Raw genomic sequence first — 21,015 nt, 5'->3', positions numbered from 1 at the left:
AACTAATCCCGGCCTGTAATCAGGCCGGGACTTTTTAAACCAGTTTCCAGTGAATGGTTTCACCTGCGCGCATCGGTACCAGGGTTTCATCAGCAAATGCCAATGTTTCAGGAACCTGCCAATCTGATTTTTCCAAGGTGATCTGCTGGGTATTTCGTGGCAAGCCATAAAAATCTGCACCGTAAAAACTAGCAAAACCTTCGAGTTTATTCATACATTCGTGGCGATCAAATACCTCAGCGTACAGTTCAATTGCCGCATGAGCACTGTAAATACCGGCACAACCACAAGCATTTTCTTTGGTGTGTTTGGCGTGTGGCGCGCTGTCCGTGCCGAGAAAGAACTTGGGGTTACTGCTGGTTGCCGCTGCGATCAATGCCTGTTGATGAGTATTTCGTTTAAGTACTGGCAAACAGAAATGATGAGGACGTATTCCGCCCACCAACATGTCATTTCGATTTAACAATAAATGATGGGGCGTTATGGTTGCTGCCACAAAGTTGCTGGCCTGGGAAACAAAGTCAGCAGCATCTTTAGTCGTAATGTGTTCAAAAACTATTTTCAGTTCAGGGAAGTCGCGCAATAACGGAATCAGTTTTTCATCGATAAAGACTTTTTCACGATCAAAAATATCCGTTTCTTTATGCGTTACTTCACCGTGTAACAACAATGGCATATCAGCCTGTTGCATCGCTTCAAGAGTTTTGTTGCATTTGGTGATGTCGGTTACGCCAGCGTCAGAATTTGTTGTTGCACCTGCCGGGTAAAGTTTGACTGCTTTGATGAAACCAGCCTGCTTAGCCGCAACAATGTCTACCGCTTTAGTGTTGTCCGTCAAATACAGCGTCATTAATGGTTCAAAATCAACACCTTCAGGACGAGCATCTAAAATGCGTTGTCGGTAGGCTGCTGCTTGTTCAACATTGGTGACAGGTGGACGCAAATTTGGCATCACAATCGCACGTTTGAAACATCTTGCGCTATCAGCAACAGTACGTTGCAATGCCTCATTATCGCGCAAGTGAAGATGCCAGTCGTCAGGCTGGGTAATGGTAATTGTGTTTGATACTTGTTTTGTCATAGAGCAAATTATGCCATAGCTATTTACCTCAGCTAATGAAAAGTTGTTTTTTATGAATCAAAGGTAGAGCATTAGAGGGCGGTTTTTCTTGACCTTGACGGGCATTCACAGTAACTTTACCCGTTTGATATTTTGAAGCAGATCGCGTTAGCGATACGAGAGAGGAAGACGTGGAATTAAGCGGCGCCGAGATTCTGGTCCATTGTCTGAAAGACGAAGGGGTTGAGTATTTGTTTGGCTATCCGGGTGGTGCAGTGCTGCATATTTATGATGCGCTGTATAACCAGGAAGAGGTCAAGCATATCCTTGTGCGCCATGAACAGGCTGCAACACATGCTGCAGATGGTTATGCGCGCGCCACTGGTAATCCTGGTGTGGTTCTTGTTACTTCAGGTCCAGGTGCGACTAATGCGGTAACGGGTATTGCTACAGCCTATATGGATTCTATTCCTATGGTGGTTATCACCGGACAGGTGGCCACAGCTAATATCGGTAGTGATGCTTTCCAAGAAGTAGATTCCGTTGGTATTACTCGCCCGTGCGTTAAACATAACTTTTTAGTTAAAGATATTAACGATCTGGCTGAGACCATCAAAAAAGCCTTTTATGTGGCGACAACCGGTCGTCCTGGTCCTGTTGTGGTTGACGTACCGAAAGATATAACCGATCCGAATATTAAGATCCCGTATATCTATCCAGAAAGTGTTCATATGCGCTCTTATCAGCCTGTTACCAAAGGGCATCCAGGTCAGATTAAGCGTGCAGTGGAATTATTGCTGACAGCTAAAAAACCAATGGTTTATACCGGCGGTGGGGTAGTGCTTGGCAATGCTGCTGAACAATTACGGACTTTTGTCAGTGCCTTAGGCTATCCGATCACCTCGACCTTGATGGGCTTAGGCTCCATACCTTGGGATGATAAACAGTTTCTTGGCATGTTAGGCATGCATGGAACTTATGAAGCCAATATGGCCATGCATGATTGTGATGTATTGATTGCGATTGGTGCGCGCTTTGATGACCGGGTAACTGGCAAAATTGCAGAATTCTGTCCACATGCCAAGATCATTCATATTGATATCGATCCCTCGTCAATTTCTAAAACGATCTCTGTTGATGTACCGATAGTTGGGAATGTTGCGGATGTTTTGACGGATATGAATCATTTGCTGGAAATCAGCAAAGTCCAACCCGATCAAACAGCATTGGCAGAATGGTGGAGCATCATTAACGGTTGGCGTGCTAAAAAATGCATGTCCTACGATCGTAATAGCGACCAAATTAAGCCTCAAGCCGTGGTTGAAATGATTCATGAGATAACCAATGGTGATGCTTATGTAACCTCAGATGTTGGCCAGCACCAGATGTGGGCTGCTCAATATTATGGTTTCAGTAAACCGAATCGCTGGATTAATTCTGGTGGGTTAGGAACCATGGGCTTTGGTCTACCGGCAGCGATGGGGGTTCAACTGGCATTTCCAGAAGAAACCGTTATTTGTGTGACGGGTGAAGGTAGTATCCAGATGTGTATTCAGGAACTGTCTACTTGTCTGCAATATGGTTTACCGGTAAAAATCGTGGCGTTGAATAACCGTTACCTTGGTATGGTTCGTCAATGGCAGGAATTCTTTTATCAGAATCGTTATTCTCATTCTTATATGGAATCCTTGCCAGATTTTGTCAAATTGGCTGAAAGTTATGGTCACGTTGGTATTCGTATCGAACGCGTTGAAGATTTACGTCCTAAATTGGAAGAAGCCTTTGCATTGAAAGATCGTCTCGTATTTTTGGATATCGTCACCGATCAAACGGAAAATGTTTACCCAATGATTGCCCAAGGCAAAGCGCACAATGAAATGCATATGTCACCATATTGCGATTTACCACAAGATCCAGAGCGGGAGCTGTCATAATGCGCCATATCATCTCGATTTTGATTGAAAACGAAGCCGGTGCGTTATCGCGTGTTGCGGGTTTATTCTCTGCGCGTGGCTATAACATTGAATCTTTAACGGTTGCACCAACTGAAGATGCATCTTTATCGCGTATGACGATTGTAACGACCGGTACCGACCGTATTATCGAACAGATCACCAAGCAGCTGAACAAGTTGATTGATGTGGTCAAGTTGATGGAGCTATCTGACGGTCCGCATATCGAACGTGAAATGATGTTAATCAAAGTCAAAGCGGCCACCATGGATCAACGTGATGACGTTAAACGTTTATCAGATATTTTCCGCGGCCGGATTATTGATGTCACCGCATCCACTTACACTATTGAACTGACTGGTGCAGGTAGCAAACTAGATTCGTTTATTGAAGCGTTATCCGAGCACAAAATTCTTGAAACCGTTCGCAGTGGCGTTTCTGGCATTGCCCGCGGCGAAAAATGCCTGCAATTGAATTGATTTAAAAACGAAGGAATTGATAATGAGTTTGAATATCTATTATGACAAAGATTGTGACCTGTCACTGATCCGTGGCATGAAAGTCACCATCATTGGTTACGGTTCACAAGGTCATGCACACGCATGTAACTTGAAAGATTCTGGTGTAGATGTGACTGTTGCACTACGTGCTGGTTCATCTTCTATTGCCAAAGCAGAAGGCGCTGGTTTGAAAGTTGCGGATACTGCCTCTGCCGTTCAGCAAGCTGATTTGATCATGGTTTTAACACCGGATGAATTCCAGTCATCTTTATATAAAGATGAAATTGAACCAAATTTGAAGCAAGGGGCTGTTTTGGCTTTTGCTCATGGTTTTGCGATTGTTTACAACCAAATCCTGCCACGCAAGGATCTGGACGTTATTATGATTGCACCAAAAGCGCCAGGTCATACAGTTCGTAGCGAATTTACCCGTGGTGGTGGTATTCCTGATTTGATCGCTATCGAACAGGATGCCTCAGGTAAAGCCAAAGCCATTGCATTGTCTTATGCTTCAGCTATTGGTGGTGGACGTACTGGTATTATCGAAACTACTTTCCGTGATGAAACTGAAACCGATCTGTTTGGTGAACAGGCGGTATTATGCGGTGGTGCAGTCGAATTGGTAAAAGCGGGTTTTGAAACCTTAGTTGAAGCTGGATATGAGCCTGAAATGGCTTATTTCGAATGTCTACATGAACTAAAACTGATTGTTGATTTGATGTATGAAGGCGGTATTGCCAACATGAATTATTCAATTTCCAACAACGCAGAATACGGCGAATACGTTACTGGCCCGAAAGTTATCAACGAAGAAAGCCGTTGGGCAATGCGTGAAGCGCTGAAAAATATTCAAGAAGGCAAGTATGCCAAACAGTTTATTCAAGAAGGTCAGTCAGGCTATCCAGAAATGACGGCAATGCGTCGTTTGAATGCGGAACATCCAATTGAAAAAACGGGTGCAAAATTACGTGAAATGATGCCTTGGATTCAAAAAATCGTTGATAAGTCTAAAAACTAATCAGTAAATTTTGTTGTCCTGAGTAAGGGCAGGTTGCTTGGCAATCTGCCCTTATTTTGTTTATACAGTTACGAATGTCATAATGGAATTACTTCTTCTCTGAATACAGGAATTTTATGGTTAATCATGAAGAACGACAAAAACGCGGCATTTATCTGTTACCAAATTTATTTACAACAGCATGTCTGTTTGCCGGTTTCTACGCCATTGTGGCAGCCACAAGAGGTGACTTCACTACGGCTGCTATAGCTATCTTTGTCGCTATGATCATGGATGGCTTGGATGGTCGAATCGCCCGTTTGACCAACACTCAGAGTGCCTTTGGCGCTGAATATGACAGTCTTGCTGATATGGTGGCATTCGGGCTGGCACCAGCATTGGTGATGTTTGAATGGACATTGAATGGACTGGGCAAGTTTGGCTGGATGGTGGCATTTATCTATGCCGCTTGCGGTGCTTTACGCTTAGCCAGATTTAACACCCAGGTAGGAATTGCTGATAAACGCTATTTTCAAGGCCTACCAAGCCCTGCAGCCGCAGCGGTTATTGCCGGTTGGGTATGGGTTGGCTACAACAATGAGTTAGATCCCACATTATTAGCCTTTGTGGGTGTGCCGTTGACGTTTGCCTCAGCTATTTTAATGGTCAGTACCGTGCGTTATCACAGTTTTAAAGAGTTGAATTTGCGCGGAAAAGTCCCTTTTATGGTGATGTTAGGGTTGGTATTGGTGTTCGCTCTCATTGCAACCGATCCACCGATCGTGCTTTTCACTGCTTTTTTACTGTATGCGATTTCAGGACCAGTGTTTACTTTGGTACAGCTACGAAAGCATCGCAACGATCGAGCACAATCAAAATAAAACTCAATTGATGTTGGGGTGCACTTTTAAAGTGGCTTAAGTTAAATAAGGTTTTCAGTCAGAAAATACTTGTAAAATCTTTCTGCCCCATCCATCTATCCTCATTATAATGACAATAAAAATATGCTCAGAGATGGGCAAAATGTTCGGAGCGAGCGAATGAAAGACCAATTGATAATATTTGATACGACGTTGCGTGATGGGGAACAGAGCCCTGGCGCATCAATGACCAAAGACGAAAAGGTTCGGATTGCTAAAGCCCTTGAACGTATGCGTGTCGATATTATTGAAGCCGGTTTCCCAATTGCCAGTGTTGGTGATTTTGAGGCGGTACAAGCTGTGGCCAAAGCCGTTAAAGATAGTCGTATCTGTGGTCTTGCACGTGCACTGGACAAAGATATTGATCGGGCAGGAGAGGCACTTAAAGCAGCTAACGCTTCACGTATTCATACCTTTATCGCCACTTCACCTATCCATATGCAGATGAAACTGCGGATGCAACCCGATGAAGTCGTTGAGAATGCTGTTAAGGCCGTTAAACGTGCTCGTCAATATACTGATGATGTTGAGTTTTCCCCCGAAGATGCTGGCCGCAGTGATCTGGATTTTCTCTGTCGGGTGTTGGAAGCTGTGATTGATGCCGGCGCTAAAACCTTAAATATTCCCGATACAGTTGGTTACAACCTGCCGCATCAGTTTGGTGAGTTAATCAAAAACCTGCGTGAACGTATTCCTAATTCAGATAAAGCGGTCTTCTCGGTCCACTGTCATAACGATTTGGGCTTAGCCGTTGCCAATTCATTATCAGCCGTTATGAACGGCGCTCGCCAAGTTGAATGTACTATCAACGGGTTGGGTGAAAGAGCGGGAAATGCTTCGTTAGAAGAAGTGGTGATGGCCGTGCGTACGCGCCAGGACATGTTTGACTGTGATACGCGCTTGGATACCACACAAATCTTAGCTGCTTCCAGACTGGTTTCAGGGGTCACAGGTTTTGTAGTTCAGCCTAATAAAGCGATTGTTGGCGCGAATGCTTTTGCCCATGAGTCTGGTATTCATCAGGATGGTGTTCTGAAGAATCGTGAAACCTACGAAATTATGCGTGCTGAAGATGTGGGCTGGAATACTAACCGTATGGTATTGGGTAAACATTCTGGTCGAAATGCCTTTCGTTCAAGACTGAAAGAGTTGGGTATTGAGCTGGAATCTGAGGAAGACTTAAATAGCGCATTTACCCGATTCAAAGAACTCGCCGATAAAAAGCACGAGGTATTTGATGAGGATATTCAAGCACTTGTCAGTGATACGTTAACTGAAGATAACGAGCGTGTACGTTTGATATCCATGCGTGTTTGCAGTGAGACAGGTGAAATCCCCGTTGCCAGCGTAACCTTGGTGGTTGATGATAAAGAGGTTAAAACAGAAATGAGTGGCAGTGGGCCAGTTGATGCGGCTTTTAAAGCCATAGAGTCTATGGTGCAGAGTAATACCGAGTTGCAACTTTATTCAGTGAATAATATTACCAGTGGTACAGACTCACAAGGTGAGGTGAGTGTCCGACTGGAAAAAGGTGGACGCATTGTCAGTGGTCAAGGTACTGATACGGATATTGTTATCGCTTCTGCGAAAGCCTATATCCATGCATTAAATAAAATGTTGCTACCGGCTGACCGGGCACACCCTCAAGTTTGATGCAATTATCAGTCGCACAACAATACGCTTTGACCCAGATGGGAATACCCGTCTGGGTAGAACGGAATGAAGTAAATCTCAACAGTATTGAACAGCCAGCTGTTGCAGATGATTTAAGCCATATTGACTTTACTAAGCCTTGGACCGTTATTACGGGTAAAGCTCTATCCATTGCCGAGTCCCGTTTATTACGCGCAATGCTTAAAAGTATTGATATTCAGCTAAATGACGTTGCTTTTATCGAACAGCAGCCAACAATAGCTGTAGTTCAATCTTTTGCCGCTCATACAATTGTATTGATTTTGGATAGAAAAATTACGGAAACTCTAAGCTTGCAGCCTCATTCAACTCTTGCATGTCAGCAGTTTAAGAACGGAATCCTGGCTTTGGTCGGAGATAGTTTGCAGCAATTGTTAGCTGAACCTGAGCGAAAGGCTACTATGTGGCAGACATTAATGAAACTTCGGAACTTAAAGGCAGTTCAGCTTGACTGAATTAATTGTTAATCAAATGCAATTGTCAGATATCGACATGGTCTGGCAGATTGAGAAACAGTCTAATCGTTTTCCATGGACCAAAGGTAATTTTGAAGACTGCTTCAAAAGCGGTTACCGCACTTTTCTTTATTCAACCGGTAGTGATTTGATTGGTTACAGCGTAGTACAATCAGTTCTGGATGAAGTTCATTTGCTGAATATCTGTGTTAAGCCTGGATATCAAGGCAAAGGTTTTGGGAGGCAGATTCTATCTCATGTTGTTGATATATCAATGCAACAATCTGCTGCTATCATCGTATTAGAAGTGCGAGCCAGTAATTTTAGAGCACAACAGCTTTATCTATCGATAGGATTTAATGAAATGTCTGTACGCAGAGGCTACTATCCTGCCGAACAGGGGCGGGAAGATGGTGTGCTGATGGGTTTAGAACTTGGTATGTTATCGCAGCTTGGTCAAAACTTGCTATAAGACATGCCCTCACATAAACTAACGTGTTTACGTTGGTTATTTTCAATCAAGGAGATTTATTATGGCTTTTGAATTGCCACCACTTCCTTATGCAAAAGATGCTTTGGAACCACACATCTCTGCAGAGACGCTTGAGTATCATTACGGTAAGCATCACCAAACCTATGTAAATAACCTGAACAATTTAGTGCCTGGTACCGAGTTTGAAGGTCAGTCACTTGAAACCATTATCACTAAATCAAGTGGTGGTGTTTTTAATAATGCTGCACAGGTTTGGAATCACACTTTTTACTGGAATTGCTTAACACCAAATGGCAAAGATGCTGTTTCTGGTGATCTGGCCGCTGCAATTGATGCCAAATTTGGTTCATTTGCAGAGTTTAAAGAGCAATTTACCAAATCTGCCACCACTAACTTCGGTTCAGGTTGGACATGGTTAGTGAAAAATGCTGATGGCAGCATTGAAATTGTTAATACCAGCAATGCAGGTTGCCCACTGACTGCAGGCCAAACGCCGTTATTAACTTGCGATGTTTGGGAACATGCTTATTACATTGATTTCCGTAATGCCCGTCCAAAATATTTAGAAACATTCTGGATGCTGGTTAATTGGGATTTTGTTGCAGCAAATTTTGCAGCATAAATTTTAAACTCAGCCGGTAGTCTTATGGCTACTGGCTGATTCGTTATATAATTTACCGTTTTTGGAATATGGCAGTTTTCTTTTGAAACTGCCATTTTTCGTTTCAATCTGGCAGAAAATCTGCCGAAGTCGCCTTGAAAAACAGGCAGGGAGTTAAATGCCGTGACCGAATCTGTCATGCCTACTTATGGACGTTTGGATATTACTTTTGCGAGAGGGGAAGGCGCGTGGCTGACTGATACCCGTGGCGAACGATATCTGGATGCATTAAGTGGTATTGCAGTTTGCAATCTTGGGCATTGTCACCCTGCGGTGACGCATGCTATTTCTGAGCAGGCAGCAACATTAGTACATACCTCGAATGTTTACCATATTGAGAAACAGCAGTTATTGGCTGATAAATTGACTCAGCTCTCTGGTATGGAACAAGTGTTTTTCTGTAACTCAGGCGCCGAAGCGAATGAAGCAGCGATTAAACTTGCCCGTAAATATGGCCATAGCAAAGGTATTGATAAACCCGTCATTATTGTGATGGAAGGTAGTTTTCATGGACGGACAATGGCGACGTTAACCGCTACCGGTAATGCCAAGGTACAGGCTGGTTTTGAGCCATTAGTGCCAGGTTTTGTGCGGGTTCCTTACAATGATTTTGATGCGATTCGCATGGCTGTCAGTCATTGGCCCGAAGCTGTTGCTGTATTGGTTGAGCCGGTGCAGGGTGAGGGTGGTATTAAGGTGCCGGACAGTGAATATTTGTCCGCCATCCGGGATTTATGTACACAACGTAAATTACTGATGATGCTCGATGAAGTACAAACAGGTGTTGGCCGGACCGGCAAATGGTTTGCGTTTCAACATAAGCAAGGTTTAAAGCCTGATGTCATGACGCTAGCTAAAGGATTGGGTAATGGTATGCCAGTTGGTGCCTGTTTGGTCGCCGGATTAGCCACTGGGGTGTTGCAAGCGGGTAATCATGGCTCTACCTTTGGTGGAAACCCGTTGGCTTGCAGTGCTGCATTGGCTGTATTAAATACCATTGAAAAAGAACAACTTCTGGATCATGTCAACAGACTTGGCGAGCAAATGTTTCAGCACTTTAAACAGCAGTTGGGACAGACGGAAGGTGTTAAAGAGATTCGGCATTTAGGTTTTATGTTTGGTATTGAGTTAACAGTGCCATGTGCTGAGCTAGTTAAAATTGCCTTGCAGGATCATATCTTGATCAATGTAACGGCAGAAAAAGTTATTCGGTTATTGCCACCATTAGTCATCAATGCCCAAGAAGCAGAATTAATTGTAAACAAGGTAAGCCAACTGGTTAAAAGCTTTTTGGCTTCCCGGCCGATCGAGAGCGTAGCGTGATGAGACATTTCCTTACGCTGAAAGACTTATCGCCAGTTGAATTGCACCAGCTGATTATCCGGGCATCTGAATTAAAAGAAATGCATAAGTCCGGAGAAATTTACCAGCCAATGAAAAATAAAGTACTGGCGATGATTTTTGAAAAATCATCGACCCGTACCCGTGTATCTTTTGAATCAGCCATGGTGCAGTTTGGTGGCGGCTCAATCTTTTTATCACCTGATGATACCCAATTGGGAAGAGGTGAGCCGATTGAAGATTCGGCCAGAGTGATTTCCAGCATGGTTGATGCGGTGATGATCCGAACCTTTGAACATAGCAAAGTCGAAACCTTTGCTCAGTATTCATCGGTGCCGGTTATCAATGCATTGACTGACGATTTCCATCCGTGTCAATTGTTAGCCGATATGCAAACCTATCAGGAACATCGTGGGGATATTCGTGGCAAAACCGTGGCTTGGATCGGTGACGGCAATAATATGTGTCATTCCTATATCAATGCGGCGCAACAATTTGGTTTTACCTTAAACATTGCCACACCGGTTGGATATGAACCAAAAGCATCTATTGTTAATGACGTTGATGCACCCATTCATTTGTTTAACGATGCAATCCAGGCTGCAGAGCATGCTGATTTAGTAGTTACGGATGTCTGGGCAAGTATGGGGCAAGAAGAGGAACAGCGGAAACGGGAAGCTGCTTTTGCCTCGTTTCAGGTTGATAAAAAGGTCATGCAACAAGCCGCTGCTGATGCATTGTTTATGCATTGTTTGCCAGCACATCGTGGTGAAGAGGTCACTGCGGAAGTGATCGATGGTCAACAAAGTGTCGTTTGGGATGAAGCTGAAAATCGTTTACATGCGCAAAAAGCCTTACTAGAATTTCTCTGCGGCTAATCTGTTTTAAACGTCGAGTTGCTTAGTCAATGAGGTTAAGCGCTCGACAGTTCCAATATCAGACCACTGTCCCTGATAGTGAATCCCCGTGGCTCGCTTATGCTTCATTGCTTCAATCAAAAAAGGCTTCAAGGCCAGTTTGGCGACCGGATGATTGGCAAACATCTCTGGACGATAAACTCCAATACCACTGAACGTCAGTTTGGGTTCACCTTCAAGTGATAGCAAACCATCGGCATTAAGATAAAAATCTCCAGCAGGATTGTGCGCAGGATTATTCACCATAACCAAATGGCATAGTTGTTCTTTTGTTAAGTTTATTTTAGCCAAAGTATCAAATGGAAAATCGGTCCAGATATCGCCATTCACCACCAGAAAGGGCTCATTGCTTAACAAAGGTAACGCCTGAATAATTCCACCAGCCGTTTCCAGACCGCCAGTGACTTCTGCTGAATATTCAAAATTAGCGCGGTAACGTTCACCATTACCCAATATGGGCTCAAATTGCTCACCAAGGTGGGCATGATTAATCACAATATCCTTAAGGCCGTCATCGACTAGTTTCTCAATCAAATACTCAATTAAACGTTTTGGCCCGGCATGTAGCAAAGGCTTTGGCGTGTGATCAGTAAGAGGTCTAAGTCGTTCACCACGACCAGCTGCCAGGATCATTACTTTCATTTTATGGCCGCAATTTTGGGTTGTTCAATAAGATATTGATAGAGTTTCTGTAGCTCTGGATAGCGCTCACAAACTTGATAAACGTAATTTAAAGTCACTGCTAAATCATTAATATAATTAGGTTTATTGTCGCGATAATTAAGTCGGCAGAAGATCCCCAGTATTTTAAGATGACGTTGTAAGCCCATTAAATCAAACCAGCGAGGGAAATGTTCTGCTTGCTCAGAAGTTAACAATCTGTGCTGTTGTGCCTGCTCAATATAATATGTAACCCACTGTTGTTGTTCAGCCGGAGACCATTGAATATACACATCACGCAACAATGAAACCAAGTCATAGCTAATGGCGCCAATCACCGCATCCTGAAAATCAATGATACCGGGAGCTTTTCCGGGTAAAAACATCAGATTACGAGAATGAAAATCCCGATGTACCAGAACTTGGGGTTGAGACAAGGCATTGTCGATTAACAAATCATAGGTAGCTGTTAACCAGTCTGGCGGTGTTAACTTTAAATGTGTTTGCAGAAACCAATCATCAAACAGCCGCATCTCGCGTTCTAACAATGCGGCATCATATTTAGGTAAAAGCTGATTTTCAATGGGAATTTTCTGCAAGGTTATCAGGTTGTCGATAGCATTTTTATACAGCTCATCAGCCGTTGTTGCTGATAACTGAGAAAGGTATGGCGTGTTTCCCAAATCGTTCAGAATCAAAAAACCACTTTGCAGATCCTGTTGATAGATATGCGGAACATTTAGCCCGTATTGTTCCAACAATGTCGCAACTTTAATGAATGCCTGATTATCTTCATGCTCTGGAGGCGAATCCATAACGATAAGACTGCCATGTTGTTGCGTTAGTCGGAAATAACGGCGAAAGCTGGCATCGCTGGAGGCAGGTTTTAACGAATAGGTTTTATCGGTTACAAAGTTTTGCAACCATTGTTGCAACTGTTGAAAGCGTATATCTTGTGTATTGTTCATCTGGGAAGTGCGTAATAAGTTTGAGAAATCAGGCTCACAAGTGGTCACTGAATTTAAGGTGATGGCAGATTGTAGCGTATTCGCACTCAATGGGATAATTTGCCCCATTAGCGCGGTCTCAGCATGGCACCAAAAAAACTATAAATATCTGGAGAGGATTTAATGATTAAGCACTATCTTGCTGCTGGTTCACTAGCTTTATTTAGCACTTTTGCAATGGCGGAAGAGTCCATTTTGACACCATGGGATATGCCCCAAGAAGCGATTAATGAAATGACAACGAACATTACTGCTTACAACAAATGCATGATGCAATCTCGTTTAAATGCTAATAAAACAGGGAAGGACGCAACACAAAATGCTGATGAAATTCTGCAATCTTGTGAGCCAAAATTGGATGAGCTGAAAGAATTATTAACTGCAAACAATGTAAACCCTGGACTTACCGAGGGAATGGCCAGAAGTTTACGTTCAAAAGCAGCACGTCAGTTGATGGGGCAAGCAATGAATAACATGGCAGCTCAGGCTGCAGCAATGGAAAACGTTGAAAAAAGTAAACAGCAATAATCTAGGGGCTGTTGACCTTTCATAGGCTTTATCTGGACTGCTGAGCCAACACATCAACACCTTCGTTGGCCAGCAGTTCAATCAAACGAATCAGTGGTAATCCAATTAAACTATTTGGATCCTGACCACGCAGTTCCTGAAATAAACTGATTCCAAACCCTTCAGATTTAAAACTTCCTGCACATTGATATGGTTGTTCAGTCGACAAATAAAATTCTATTTGTGCGGCAGAAAGTGGTCTGAATATCACCTCAAAATTATCCACCAACGACTGCATTGAGTCATTAGCAGCGTTATACAAAGCCAATCCTGTCATAAAGGTAACTTTATTGCCAGCCGCAGCAGTAAGTTGTTCTGTCGCTCTGATATGGTTGCCAGGCTTACCCATTATGTGACCGTTTAACACAGCCACTTGATCCGACCCAATAATCAGACTATCTGGATGTTGCTCTGCAATTTTACGGGCTTTGGCTTCTGCAAGACGTTTTACCAGCTGTTCGGGTTTTTCATTTGCTAGTGGGCTTTCATCGATATCCGGTGAAGCAGTCATAAAATCCAAATGTAATTTAGCCAGCAGTTCAGCCCGGAAAGGGGAGCTGGATCCTAATATTAATGTTTGCATGTAAAGCCTAAGTAATAACGGTGGGAGCAGTGCGGCCAGTGATTGATTGGATTGCTGCAATCTCATTAGCCAAATCAATTAAATCTTTTAATCGTGTTTGGGTATCTTCAAACAATTTTTCCGGATTATCTTCAATAGCTTCGATATACACCCTTAGCGTTGCGCCTTGGGTGCCGGTGCCGGACAATCTAAAGATAATACGGCAACCATCGGTAAAGCCAATACGGATACCCTGTTTTTCAGAAATACTGTTATCAATGGGATCGTGATAACTGAAGTTATCCGCATACTCCACTTTATAACCATTTAAATCCTGACCTGCCAATTGAGGCAATTGCTGTTGCAAATGTTCGATTAACTGATTGGCTTTATCGGTCGGAATCTCTTCATAATCATGACGGGTGTAATAATTCCGGCCATATTTCTGCCAATGCTGTCGAACAATCTCACTGACAGATTGTTGTCTGACGGCAAGAATATTCAACCAGAATAAAACTGCCCATAACCCGTCTTTTTCACGGATATGATTCGACCCAGTGCCGAAGCTTTCTTCACCACACAAGGTAGCCATATCAGCATCAAGTAGATTGCCAAAAAACTTCCAACCAGTTGGAGTTTCATGCATCTGTATATTCAATGCTTTTGCAACACGGTCTGCTGCCTGGCTGGTTGGCATCGAGCGGGCGATACCTTTAAGACCTTCCTGATATGCAGGGATCAGTTCTGCATTAGCTGCCAATATAGCGAGACTGTCTGATGGTGTGACAAAGATGCCGTGTCCCAGGATCATATTACGATCGCCATCGCCATCTGATGCTGCGCCAAAATCCGGACCATTCTCAGCGAATAATTCTGCGACCAATTCTGGCGCGTAGGTGAGATTAGGATCGGGATGGCCTCCGGCAAAATCCGCTTGAGGAATGCCATTAATCACTGTGCCTATTTCGGCTCCCAGACGTTTTTCGAGGATTTCTTTGGCATAAGGGCCAGTAATGGCGTGCATTGCATCAAAGCGCATTTGAAAGCGACCATTGCATAAAAGGGCACGAATCGCTGGAAAATCAAAAATATCGGCCATTAATTCGGCGTAATCGGCAACCGGATCAATGATATCTATCTGCATATCCTGAAGGTATTGAGTGCCTATTTCGGAAAGCGAAATATCATCACATTCGAAAATACGATAAGACGTAATTTTTTGACTAATTTGAAAAATAGCTTCAGTAATGCTTTCCGGCGCCGGGCCACCATTACGAATATTGAATTTGATACCAAAATCACCATCCTGACCGGCGGGATTATGGCTGGCCGACAGAATAACGCCTCCAAAGGCTTGGTATTTTCGAATAACACATGATGCAGCTGGTGTAGAAAGCAGTCCGTTTTGACCGATAATTAATCGTTTGAAGCCATTCACCACCGCCATTTTCACTATGGTCTGAATCGCCGTCTCATTGTAAAAACGGCCATCACCACCAATAACCAGGGTTTGATTTTGGGTGTCGCCGATGGCATCAAACATGGATTGTACAAAGTTTTCCAGATAATGTTTTTGTTGAAACACACGAACTCGCTTGCGCAATCCTGAAGTGCCGGGTCGTTGATCATTAAACGGCTGAGTGGTGATGTTGCTGATCGACATGATAGTTCCTGAAAAAAGGCGAAATAATGGGCTATTTAAAGACAGTGCATTACTGCTTTGCACAAAGGTTGCGTCTCACTATACTGAGAACATGTTACGGTCTCAACACTTCGATAATGCAACATTAATGCGCTTAGCCAGCTACGCTTCTGTGTTGACGGCCTTTGTACTCATTGCCGCCAAGCTCATCGCTTGGTATCTCTCGGATTCAATCAGTATTCTGGCAAGTCTGATTGATTCCAGTCTTGATTTACTCGCTTCTTTAGTCAACCTGTTAGCAATTCACCACGCTTTGCAGCCCGCTGATAAAGAACATCGTTTTGGTCATGGCAAAGCTGAAGCTATAGCGGCGGTAGGTCAATCCATGTTTATTGCCGGTTCTGCGATCATGCTGTTATTTCAGGCAAGCGGTCGACTCGTTAATCCTCAACCGCTGACCGCGGGAATAGAACTAGGTGTGGCAGTCATGCTGTTTTCTATGCTCGCTACGATTGGGTTATTGCTGTTACAGCGATTTGTCATAAAAAAAACCAAGTCTTCGGCTATCAGGGCAGATTCCCTACATTACCAATCGGATTTATTGGTTAATTTCAGCGTCATCATTGCATTGCTCTTAACACAGTTTGGCTTAATCTGGTTTGATCCATTAATGGCGGTATTAATTGCTTTCTATGTCTTGTTTAGCGCATGGAAGATACTTCGAGATGCCATTGATTTATTGATGGATCATGAAATTACCGATGCTGAACGACAACAGATAATGCAATTGGTATTGAATCATCCCCAAGTTAAAGGCATGCATGATTTGCGAACTCGGCGTTCAGGTGTCACGGTTTTTATTCAGTTACATCTAGAGCTAGATCCTGAAATGAGCTTGCAGCAAGCACATGAAGTCAGTGACAAGGTAAGTCAGGATGTTCGTGCTTTATTTGATGACGTAGAAATTATTATTCATCAGGATCCACTTAACGATAAGTCAATTGAGCATAGCCTATCGTGAACGCCGTATAATGTACGAAAACATGAGGAGTAGTATTCGTTTGCTTGAAAAATTTTCTGTAGAGTTAGCCGGCGGGCTGAGCATAGTTTTAATCTTGATAATCTGGTTACTCTATCGGCGTTTTGTTCGGAAAAGTTATTCACAGATCCAGATTGAACAAGTGTTAAAACCGTATAAACAGGATGAACTCAAAAATGTCATTCTTCCTGATGGATTAGGCGGCTTACTGGAAATTGAAAAGATTTTTCTGTTGGAACAAGGCATTCTAATTTTGCGTGACTATCCGATCAGCGGTCATTTATTTGGTGCTGAGAAAATTGAACAATGGACCCAAATTGTTGATGGCCGCAGTTATAAATTCACTAATCCTTTGCATCATCTTGAGAACGCACGTCAGGCTATCCGCTCGCTGATACCTAAAATGCCAGTATTTTGTCATGTGGTGTTTACTGCAGACAGCAATTTTCCCAAAGGTAAACCAGCTGCGGTATCTGTGTTGCCGAGTTTTGAACAGGATATGCAAAGATTATTTAATAGCCCAAAATTACCTGCAGAAGTTCGAGAAAAAATGTGGGATGTCATTAAACAGAACGTTCGAATCGACACACAGTCGTTAATCAGGGAGTAACCGTGGAAAAGCCTACAAAACCATTGGTGGTGGCAATTTCATCACGTGCTTTGTTTGATTTGGATGAAAGCCACCGCATCTATGAAGAGCAGGGCACCGAAGCCTATTGCCAGTTTCAGATCGAAAACGAAGATGTGCCATTATCGCCAGGCGGTGCTTTTAATTTGGTTAAAAAGTTACTGGCGTTAAATGACAACAATCCCAATACCCCTCGTGTTGAAATCATCTTGTTATCCCGCAACAGCGCCGATACAGGGTTACGTGTATTTAACTCAATTCAACATCATAAGTTAGGCATCATCCGTGCTGTATTTACCTCCGGCAGTAGCCCATATCGTTATGTCGCTCCATTCAGTGCCAATCTGTTTTTATCAACTAGCCCGGAAGACGTGCGTATGGCACTTGAGGCGGGAATCGCTGCTGCGACAATCTTGCCGTCCAATCTGGGTAATAACTCTGAATCAGATCAGCTTCGCATTGCCTTTGACGGGGATGCTGTTTTATTTTCAGATGAATCTGAGCGTATCTTTAAAGAGCGCGGCCTTGAAGCCTTTACTCAGAATGAACAACAAACAGCAAGACAAGCTTTATCAGGCGGTCCTTTTAAAGACTTTTTAATGGCCTTAAATCAAATCCAAACCGAATACCCAGAAAATGGCTCGCCGATTCGCACAGCATTGGTAACCGCTCGTTCAGCACCGGCCCACGAACGAGTGATCCGTACTTTGCGTGAATGGGGAATTCGTATTGATGAGGCAATCTTTCTCGGCGGTATGGAGAAAGGCCCGTTTCTAAAATCATTTGGCGCCGATATCTTCTTTGACGATCAAGAGCGTCATTGCATCTCGGCAAGAGATCATGTTGCTACCGGACACGTTCCGCATGGCATTGCTAATCAGATTATTGTCAAAGAAGAAACTGAATGACACTGACACCAATGCCGGTCGCAGCTCAACGCTTTATCCGCCAATTGACCGATAAACACATGCCCGTCTTTCCCAATACCATGCTGGAAATTAATAAAATCCTCGAACAAGAGGATAGTGCGGCAGTAGATGTCGCGCAGGTCATTTTGCGTGATGCCGCTTTAACTGGCCGCTTACTAAAAATGGCGAATAGCGTTTATTACAATCCCCAGGGACATCATATTAATACGGTGTCACGTGCATTAATGTTGTTAGGTTTTGAGCAGGTCAAAGTGTTGGCACTGACTTTGGTGTTAATTGATTCATTAAAAGCCAGTAAACGTCATGATAAAGTGCTTAAAGAAATGGCAATATCACTGCATGCTGCAGTACAGGCCCAGAATATGGCCACCTTATGTCATTCTGAATTGCCTGAAGATATTTTTATTGCGGCATTGCTCTCGCGTCTGGGCTATCTAACCTTTTGGGCATTTGCCGATGAAAAAACAGTCAGCGCATATGAGCAAGCAGAATCAACCGTTTCCGCCGAGATAGAAGTCTTAGGATATTCATTGCAGCAACTCACTCAAGGCCTTGCCGAAGCTTGGTCATTAAATGATTTACTGGTTCAAAGTTTTCGTTCACATGATAAATCTGAAGCCGTACAGATCATTCGTTATGCCGGAAAATTAGCCTTTGAAACCAGAAAATCCTGGGATATGACTAAGCTCGCGCCATGGTTTGAGCAAACCGCAACACTCACTCACAGTACAAAAGAAACCTTAGTGGTATCGGTTTATGACAGCGCCTTGGCAGCACAACAATTATTGAACCTGACTGGTATAGAGCGAGCTCAGGGACTGATCCCTTTACCTGATGACATTCAGCTGAGTGATGATACGCTTAGTGAACCAGTAGTTGATGTTGAAGAGACAACGCTTTATTTTGCTCCTGATCAAGCTATTCAATTACGCATCTTGCAAGATATCTCCCAAGCCATTCAGGAACATAGAAGTATTAATCAGATACTTGAAATGGTGATGGAGGGTATTTATCGTGGTGCTGGTATGGACAGGGTGGTGTTTGCGGTTTTATCGGCTGACAAATCCCAGCTTAATTGCCGATATGCTATGGGGCATCAAAATGAGCAATTATGTGAGCTGTTTAAAATAACAATTGATAGCAAATCATCCAGCCTGTTTAAAGATTTATTGTCAGCGGAAGATGCCGTGCTACTCGATAAATCACAACCGGCAGTTATGAAAAAACTTCTTCAAGAAGGTAATGGGGTTTTTGATGTTCAATCGCTGTTAGCTATGCCGTTAAAAAGATCTAATAAACCCTTCGGGTTATTTCTGGCTGACAGGCATGCTTCAAATAGAGTAATAGAGCAGCAGGATCTTATTGCTTTTCGGCAGTTTTGCCAGCAAGCAGCCTTGGCATTCGCATTTTTGACAATACAAGGCTAGTTTTGGTTAGTTTATCTGGCTATAATGGCCGACTTGATTAGATACGTAAGCATATCTATAACGAATTGCGAGAGTGGCGGAATTGGTAGACGCGCTGGATTTAGGTTCCAGTAGGGTAACCTGTGAGAGTTCGAGTCTCTCCTCTCGTACCATTTACAATTGTTGGTGCTAAGACACCATCAATGCGCTTAATCCCCGTGTTTGAGGTTTAAAGAATGCAAGTAACTGTAGAAAATGTCAGCGAACTTGGTCGTAAAATGACCATCACTGTGGAAGATGCGAATATTGAACAAGCTGTTCAAAAACGATTAGTTTCTATCCGCCCATCAGTTCGAATGGCTGGCTTCCGTCCAGGTAAAGTTCCAATGAACATGTTGGTTAAAACACATGGTCCCTCAGCACGTCGTGAAGTGATTGACCAAATCGTTCAAGACAGCATGCGTGAAGCATTCACTCAAGAGAAAGTTAATCCTGCAAGCCCTCCGCATATCGATAGTATGAAGGAAGAAGAGGCTGCACTGATTTACACCTTGAATTATGAAATCTTCCCAGAATTAGATGCAGTAAAGCTGAAGGGTATTAAGCTAGAAAAAACAGTTGCTGAAGTAACTGATGAAGATGTCGATAAAATGCTTGAAACGTTGCGTGAACAACGCATGAGCTGGGAACCATTGAAACGGGCAGCCAAAGAAGAAGATGGCGTGACCATTGATTTTGTAGGCAGCATCGATGGTGAAGAATTCCAAGGTGGTAAAGGTCAGGATGTTTTGGTTGTTATCGGCAACGGCAGCATGCTGCCTGAGTTTGAACAACAGTTAGTTGGCGTTAAGCCAGACCAAGAATTAACCATTTCGATGACTTTCCCAGAAGATTACCGCGCTGAGCATCTACGCAGTAAAAAAGCGGATTTTGCTGTAACTGTTAAACAAGTCGCTAAGAAAAAACTACCTAAACTAGATAAAGAGTTTGCGGAGCTTTGTGGTGTTGAAGGTGGCTTAGCCGCATTGAAAAAAGAAGTACGTTCAAATATGGAACGTGAACTTGCCGCTGCTTTGAAAAATGTGAATAAACGCAAAGCAATGGATAGCGTTGCAGCTAATAATGACATTGCATTGCCTGAAGCTCCGGTTGAACGTGAAGCAAATTATTTGATGGAGCAAGCTAAAAATAATCTGCGCAATCAAGGTGTAAACGTTGAAGGTTTACCTTTTGAATTAAGCAACTTCAAAGAAAACGCGGAAAAACGTGTAAAACTAAGTCTGCTTATCGGTAAGATTATCTCTGATAACAAAATTCAACCTGAAGAAAAACAGGTTCGCGAAGCAATTGAAGCAATTGCTGCCAGTTACGAAGATCCTGAAGATGTCATGAACTATTACATGACCAATCAGGATAAATTATCTGAAATCCAAATGATGGTTGTTGAAGATACTGTTGTTGAATGGATTTACGATAATGTTAAAGTGGAAGAAAAAGCATCCTCATTTTCTGAAGTGATGAATGCTATAGCCTAAAGGCACTAGCAAGTTTTTATACAAAGACAGCCCGTGCTCAAACTTTTGGGCA

At 43.1% G+C, this 21,015-nt stretch carries 21 protein-coding genes and 1 tRNA gene; 17 read left to right on the top strand and 5 right to left on the bottom strand.

The features are described from left to right. Positions 1–34 precede the first annotated feature (34 nt). Positions 35–1,081 (bottom strand): dihydroorotase, encoded by a 1,047-nt coding sequence (pyrC, locus tag ACN0V2_RS03920; RefSeq protein WP_417549478.1) that lies wholly within the window; start codon positions 1,079–1,081, stop codon positions 35–37. Positions 1,082–1,251: 170 nt separating this feature from the next. Between pyrC and ACN0V2_RS03915 the strand changes: the two genes are divergently transcribed. The 10 genes from ACN0V2_RS03915 (at position 1,252) to argF (ending at position 10,949) form a co-directional block, all read left to right on the top strand. After that, positions 1,252–2,994, top strand: a complete 1,743-nt coding sequence (locus ACN0V2_RS03915) for an acetolactate synthase 3 large subunit (RefSeq protein WP_417549477.1) — start codon at positions 1,252–1,254, stop codon at positions 2,992–2,994. Continuing rightward, complete coding sequence (ilvN, locus tag ACN0V2_RS03910) at positions 2,994–3,491, top strand: acetolactate synthase small subunit (protein WP_069295377.1); 498 nt, start codon at positions 2,994–2,996, stop codon at positions 3,489–3,491. Before ACN0V2_RS03915 ends, ilvN begins: the two co-directional genes overlap by 1 nt. A 28-nt stretch (positions 3,492–3,519) precedes the next feature. Then, entirely contained in the window at positions 3,520–4,530 is a 1,011-nt protein-coding gene (gene ilvC, locus ACN0V2_RS03905; protein ID WP_417549503.1) for a ketol-acid reductoisomerase, read from the top strand. Between the two features lie 116 nt (positions 4,531–4,646). After that, positions 4,647–5,390 (top strand): CDP-diacylglycerol--serine O-phosphatidyltransferase, encoded by a 744-nt coding sequence (pssA, locus tag ACN0V2_RS03900; protein ID WP_417549476.1) that lies wholly within the window; start codon positions 4,647–4,649, stop codon positions 5,388–5,390. Positions 5,391–5,549: 159 nt separating this feature from the next. Beyond that, positions 5,550–7,082, top strand: coding sequence for a 2-isopropylmalate synthase (locus ACN0V2_RS03895; protein ID WP_417549475.1), 1,533 nt, complete (start codon positions 5,550–5,552; stop codon positions 7,080–7,082). Further along, complete coding sequence (locus ACN0V2_RS03890) at positions 7,082–7,576, top strand: DNA polymerase III subunit psi (protein WP_417549474.1); 495 nt, start codon at positions 7,082–7,084, stop codon at positions 7,574–7,576. The genes ACN0V2_RS03895 and ACN0V2_RS03890 overlap by 1 nt, the downstream gene beginning before the upstream one ends. Then, positions 7,569–8,048 carry a ribosomal protein S18-alanine N-acetyltransferase gene (gene rimI / locus ACN0V2_RS03885; RefSeq protein ID WP_417549473.1) on the top strand — a complete coding sequence of 160 codons (480 nt, stop codon included), beginning with the start codon at positions 7,569–7,571 and terminating at the stop codon, positions 8,046–8,048. The genes ACN0V2_RS03890 and rimI overlap by 8 nt, the downstream gene beginning before the upstream one ends. Before the next feature lie 61 nt (positions 8,049–8,109). After that, positions 8,110–8,691, top strand: coding sequence for a superoxide dismutase [Fe] (sodB, locus tag ACN0V2_RS03880; RefSeq protein WP_417549472.1), 582 nt, complete (start codon positions 8,110–8,112; stop codon positions 8,689–8,691). A gap of 162 nt (positions 8,692–8,853) precedes the next feature. After that, positions 8,854–10,053 carry an aspartate aminotransferase family protein gene (locus tag ACN0V2_RS03875; protein WP_417549471.1) on the top strand — a complete coding sequence of 400 codons (1,200 nt, stop codon included), beginning with the start codon at positions 8,854–8,856 and terminating at the stop codon, positions 10,051–10,053. Beyond that, complete coding sequence (argF, locus tag ACN0V2_RS03870) at positions 10,053–10,949, top strand: ornithine carbamoyltransferase (protein WP_417549502.1); 897 nt, start codon at positions 10,053–10,055, stop codon at positions 10,947–10,949. The genes ACN0V2_RS03875 and argF overlap by 1 nt, the downstream gene beginning before the upstream one ends. A gap of 6 nt (positions 10,950–10,955) precedes the next feature. On the opposite strand, the gene murU is transcribed toward argF, so the two are convergent. Both murU and ACN0V2_RS03860 read right to left on the bottom strand, forming a co-directional pair. Beyond that, positions 10,956–11,630 (bottom strand): N-acetylmuramate alpha-1-phosphate uridylyltransferase MurU, encoded by a 675-nt coding sequence (murU, locus tag ACN0V2_RS03865; protein ID WP_417549470.1) that lies wholly within the window; start codon positions 11,628–11,630, stop codon positions 10,956–10,958. Continuing rightward, positions 11,627–12,724 carry an aminoglycoside phosphotransferase family protein gene (locus ACN0V2_RS03860; protein WP_417549469.1) on the bottom strand — a complete coding sequence of 366 codons (1,098 nt, stop codon included), beginning with the start codon at positions 12,722–12,724 and terminating at the stop codon, positions 11,627–11,629. The genes murU and ACN0V2_RS03860 overlap by 4 nt, the downstream gene beginning before the upstream one ends. A 54-nt stretch (positions 12,725–12,778) precedes the next feature. On the opposite strand from ACN0V2_RS03860, the gene ACN0V2_RS03855 reads away from it, so the two are divergent. After that, a complete protein-coding gene (locus ACN0V2_RS03855) occupies positions 12,779–13,183 on the top strand; it encodes a hypothetical protein (RefSeq protein WP_417549468.1) in 405 nt (134 codons plus the stop codon). Between the two features lie 28 nt (positions 13,184–13,211). On the opposite strand, the gene ACN0V2_RS03850 is transcribed toward ACN0V2_RS03855, so the two are convergent. Next, positions 13,212–13,805 carry a Maf family protein gene (locus tag ACN0V2_RS03850; RefSeq protein WP_417549467.1) on the bottom strand — a complete coding sequence of 198 codons (594 nt, stop codon included), beginning with the start codon at positions 13,803–13,805 and terminating at the stop codon, positions 13,212–13,214. A 7-nt stretch (positions 13,806–13,812) separates the two neighbouring features. Beyond that, positions 13,813–15,447 (bottom strand): alpha-D-glucose phosphate-specific phosphoglucomutase, encoded by a 1,635-nt coding sequence (locus ACN0V2_RS03845; protein WP_417549466.1) that lies wholly within the window; start codon positions 15,445–15,447, stop codon positions 13,813–13,815. 91 nt (positions 15,448–15,538) lie between these two features. On the opposite strand from ACN0V2_RS03845, the gene ACN0V2_RS03840 reads away from it, so the two are divergent. The 6 genes from ACN0V2_RS03840 (at position 15,539) to tig (ending at position 20,963) form a co-directional block, all read left to right on the top strand. Then, a complete protein-coding gene (locus tag ACN0V2_RS03840; RefSeq protein WP_417549465.1) occupies positions 15,539–16,447 on the top strand; it encodes a cation diffusion facilitator family transporter in 909 nt (302 codons plus the stop codon). A 40-nt stretch (positions 16,448–16,487) separates the two neighbouring features. Continuing rightward, positions 16,488–17,075, top strand: coding sequence for a nuclease-related domain-containing protein (locus ACN0V2_RS03835; protein WP_417549464.1), 588 nt, complete (start codon positions 16,488–16,490; stop codon positions 17,073–17,075). 2 nt (positions 17,076–17,077) lie between these two features. Further along, positions 17,078–18,001: a 5'-nucleotidase gene (locus ACN0V2_RS03830; RefSeq protein ID WP_417549463.1), complete on the top strand. Its 924-nt coding sequence runs from the start codon at positions 17,078–17,080 to the stop codon at positions 17,999–18,001. Continuing rightward, positions 17,998–19,449 carry an HDOD domain-containing protein gene (locus tag ACN0V2_RS03825; protein WP_417549462.1) on the top strand — a complete coding sequence of 484 codons (1,452 nt, stop codon included), beginning with the start codon at positions 17,998–18,000 and terminating at the stop codon, positions 19,447–19,449. Before ACN0V2_RS03830 ends, ACN0V2_RS03825 begins: the two co-directional genes overlap by 4 nt. A gap of 67 nt (positions 19,450–19,516) precedes the next feature. Beyond that, positions 19,517–19,601, top strand: a tRNA-Leu gene (locus tag ACN0V2_RS03820). 63 nt (positions 19,602–19,664) lie between these two features. Beyond that, a complete protein-coding gene (gene tig / locus ACN0V2_RS03815; RefSeq protein ID WP_417549461.1) occupies positions 19,665–20,963 on the top strand; it encodes a trigger factor in 1,299 nt (432 codons plus the stop codon). Positions 20,964–21,015 lie beyond the last annotated feature (52 nt).

Origin of the sequence: Methylophaga sp., assembly GCF_048266885.1 — a bacterium.
Classification (GTDB): domain Bacteria; phylum Pseudomonadota; class Gammaproteobacteria; order Nitrosococcales; family Methylophagaceae; genus Methylophaga.
Note: the sequence above shows the minus strand (reverse complement) of the source record. Positions and strands in the feature narration are given on the sequence as shown.

What these genes read in the sequence shown, in the direction of transcription:
- sodB (WP_417549472.1), top strand. Translation starts at nt 8,110, where the DNA reads ATGGCTTTTGAATTGCCACCACTTCCTTATGCAAAAGATGCTTTGGAA.
- ACN0V2_RS03890 (WP_417549474.1), top strand. Translation starts at nt 7,082, where the DNA reads ATGCAATTATCAGTCGCACAACAATACGCTTTGACCCAGATGGGAATA.
- ACN0V2_RS03850 (WP_417549467.1), bottom strand. Translation starts at nt 13,805, where the DNA reads ATGCAAACATTAATATTAGGATCCAGCTCCCCTTTCCGGGCTGAACTG.
- ilvN (WP_069295377.1), top strand. Translation starts at nt 2,994, where the DNA reads ATGCGCCATATCATCTCGATTTTGATTGAAAACGAAGCCGGTGCGTTA.
- murU (WP_417549470.1), bottom strand. Translation starts at nt 11,630, where the DNA reads ATGAAAGTAATGATCCTGGCAGCTGGTCGTGGTGAACGACTTAGACCT.
- ACN0V2_RS03840 (WP_417549465.1), top strand. Translation starts at nt 15,539, where the DNA reads ATGTTACGGTCTCAACACTTCGATAATGCAACATTAATGCGCTTAGCC.
- pyrC (WP_417549478.1), bottom strand. Translation starts at nt 1,081, where the DNA reads ATGACAAAACAAGTATCAAACACAATTACCATTACCCAGCCTGACGAC.
- ACN0V2_RS03825 (WP_417549462.1), top strand. Translation starts at nt 17,998, where the DNA reads ATGACACTGACACCAATGCCGGTCGCAGCTCAACGCTTTATCCGCCAA.
- ACN0V2_RS03845 (WP_417549466.1), bottom strand. Translation starts at nt 15,447, where the DNA reads ATGTCGATCAGCAACATCACCACTCAGCCGTTTAATGATCAACGACCC.
- ACN0V2_RS03895 (WP_417549475.1), top strand. Translation starts at nt 5,550, where the DNA reads ATGAAAGACCAATTGATAATATTTGATACGACGTTGCGTGATGGGGAA.
- pssA (WP_417549476.1), top strand. Translation starts at nt 4,647, where the DNA reads ATGGTTAATCATGAAGAACGACAAAAACGCGGCATTTATCTGTTACCA.
- ACN0V2_RS03860 (WP_417549469.1), bottom strand. Translation starts at nt 12,724, where the DNA reads ATGGGGCAAATTATCCCATTGAGTGCGAATACGCTACAATCTGCCATC.
- argF (WP_417549502.1), top strand. Translation starts at nt 10,053, where the DNA reads ATGAGACATTTCCTTACGCTGAAAGACTTATCGCCAGTTGAATTGCAC.
- ACN0V2_RS03855 (WP_417549468.1), top strand. Translation starts at nt 12,779, where the DNA reads ATGATTAAGCACTATCTTGCTGCTGGTTCACTAGCTTTATTTAGCACT.
- tig (WP_417549461.1), top strand. Translation starts at nt 19,665, where the DNA reads ATGCAAGTAACTGTAGAAAATGTCAGCGAACTTGGTCGTAAAATGACC.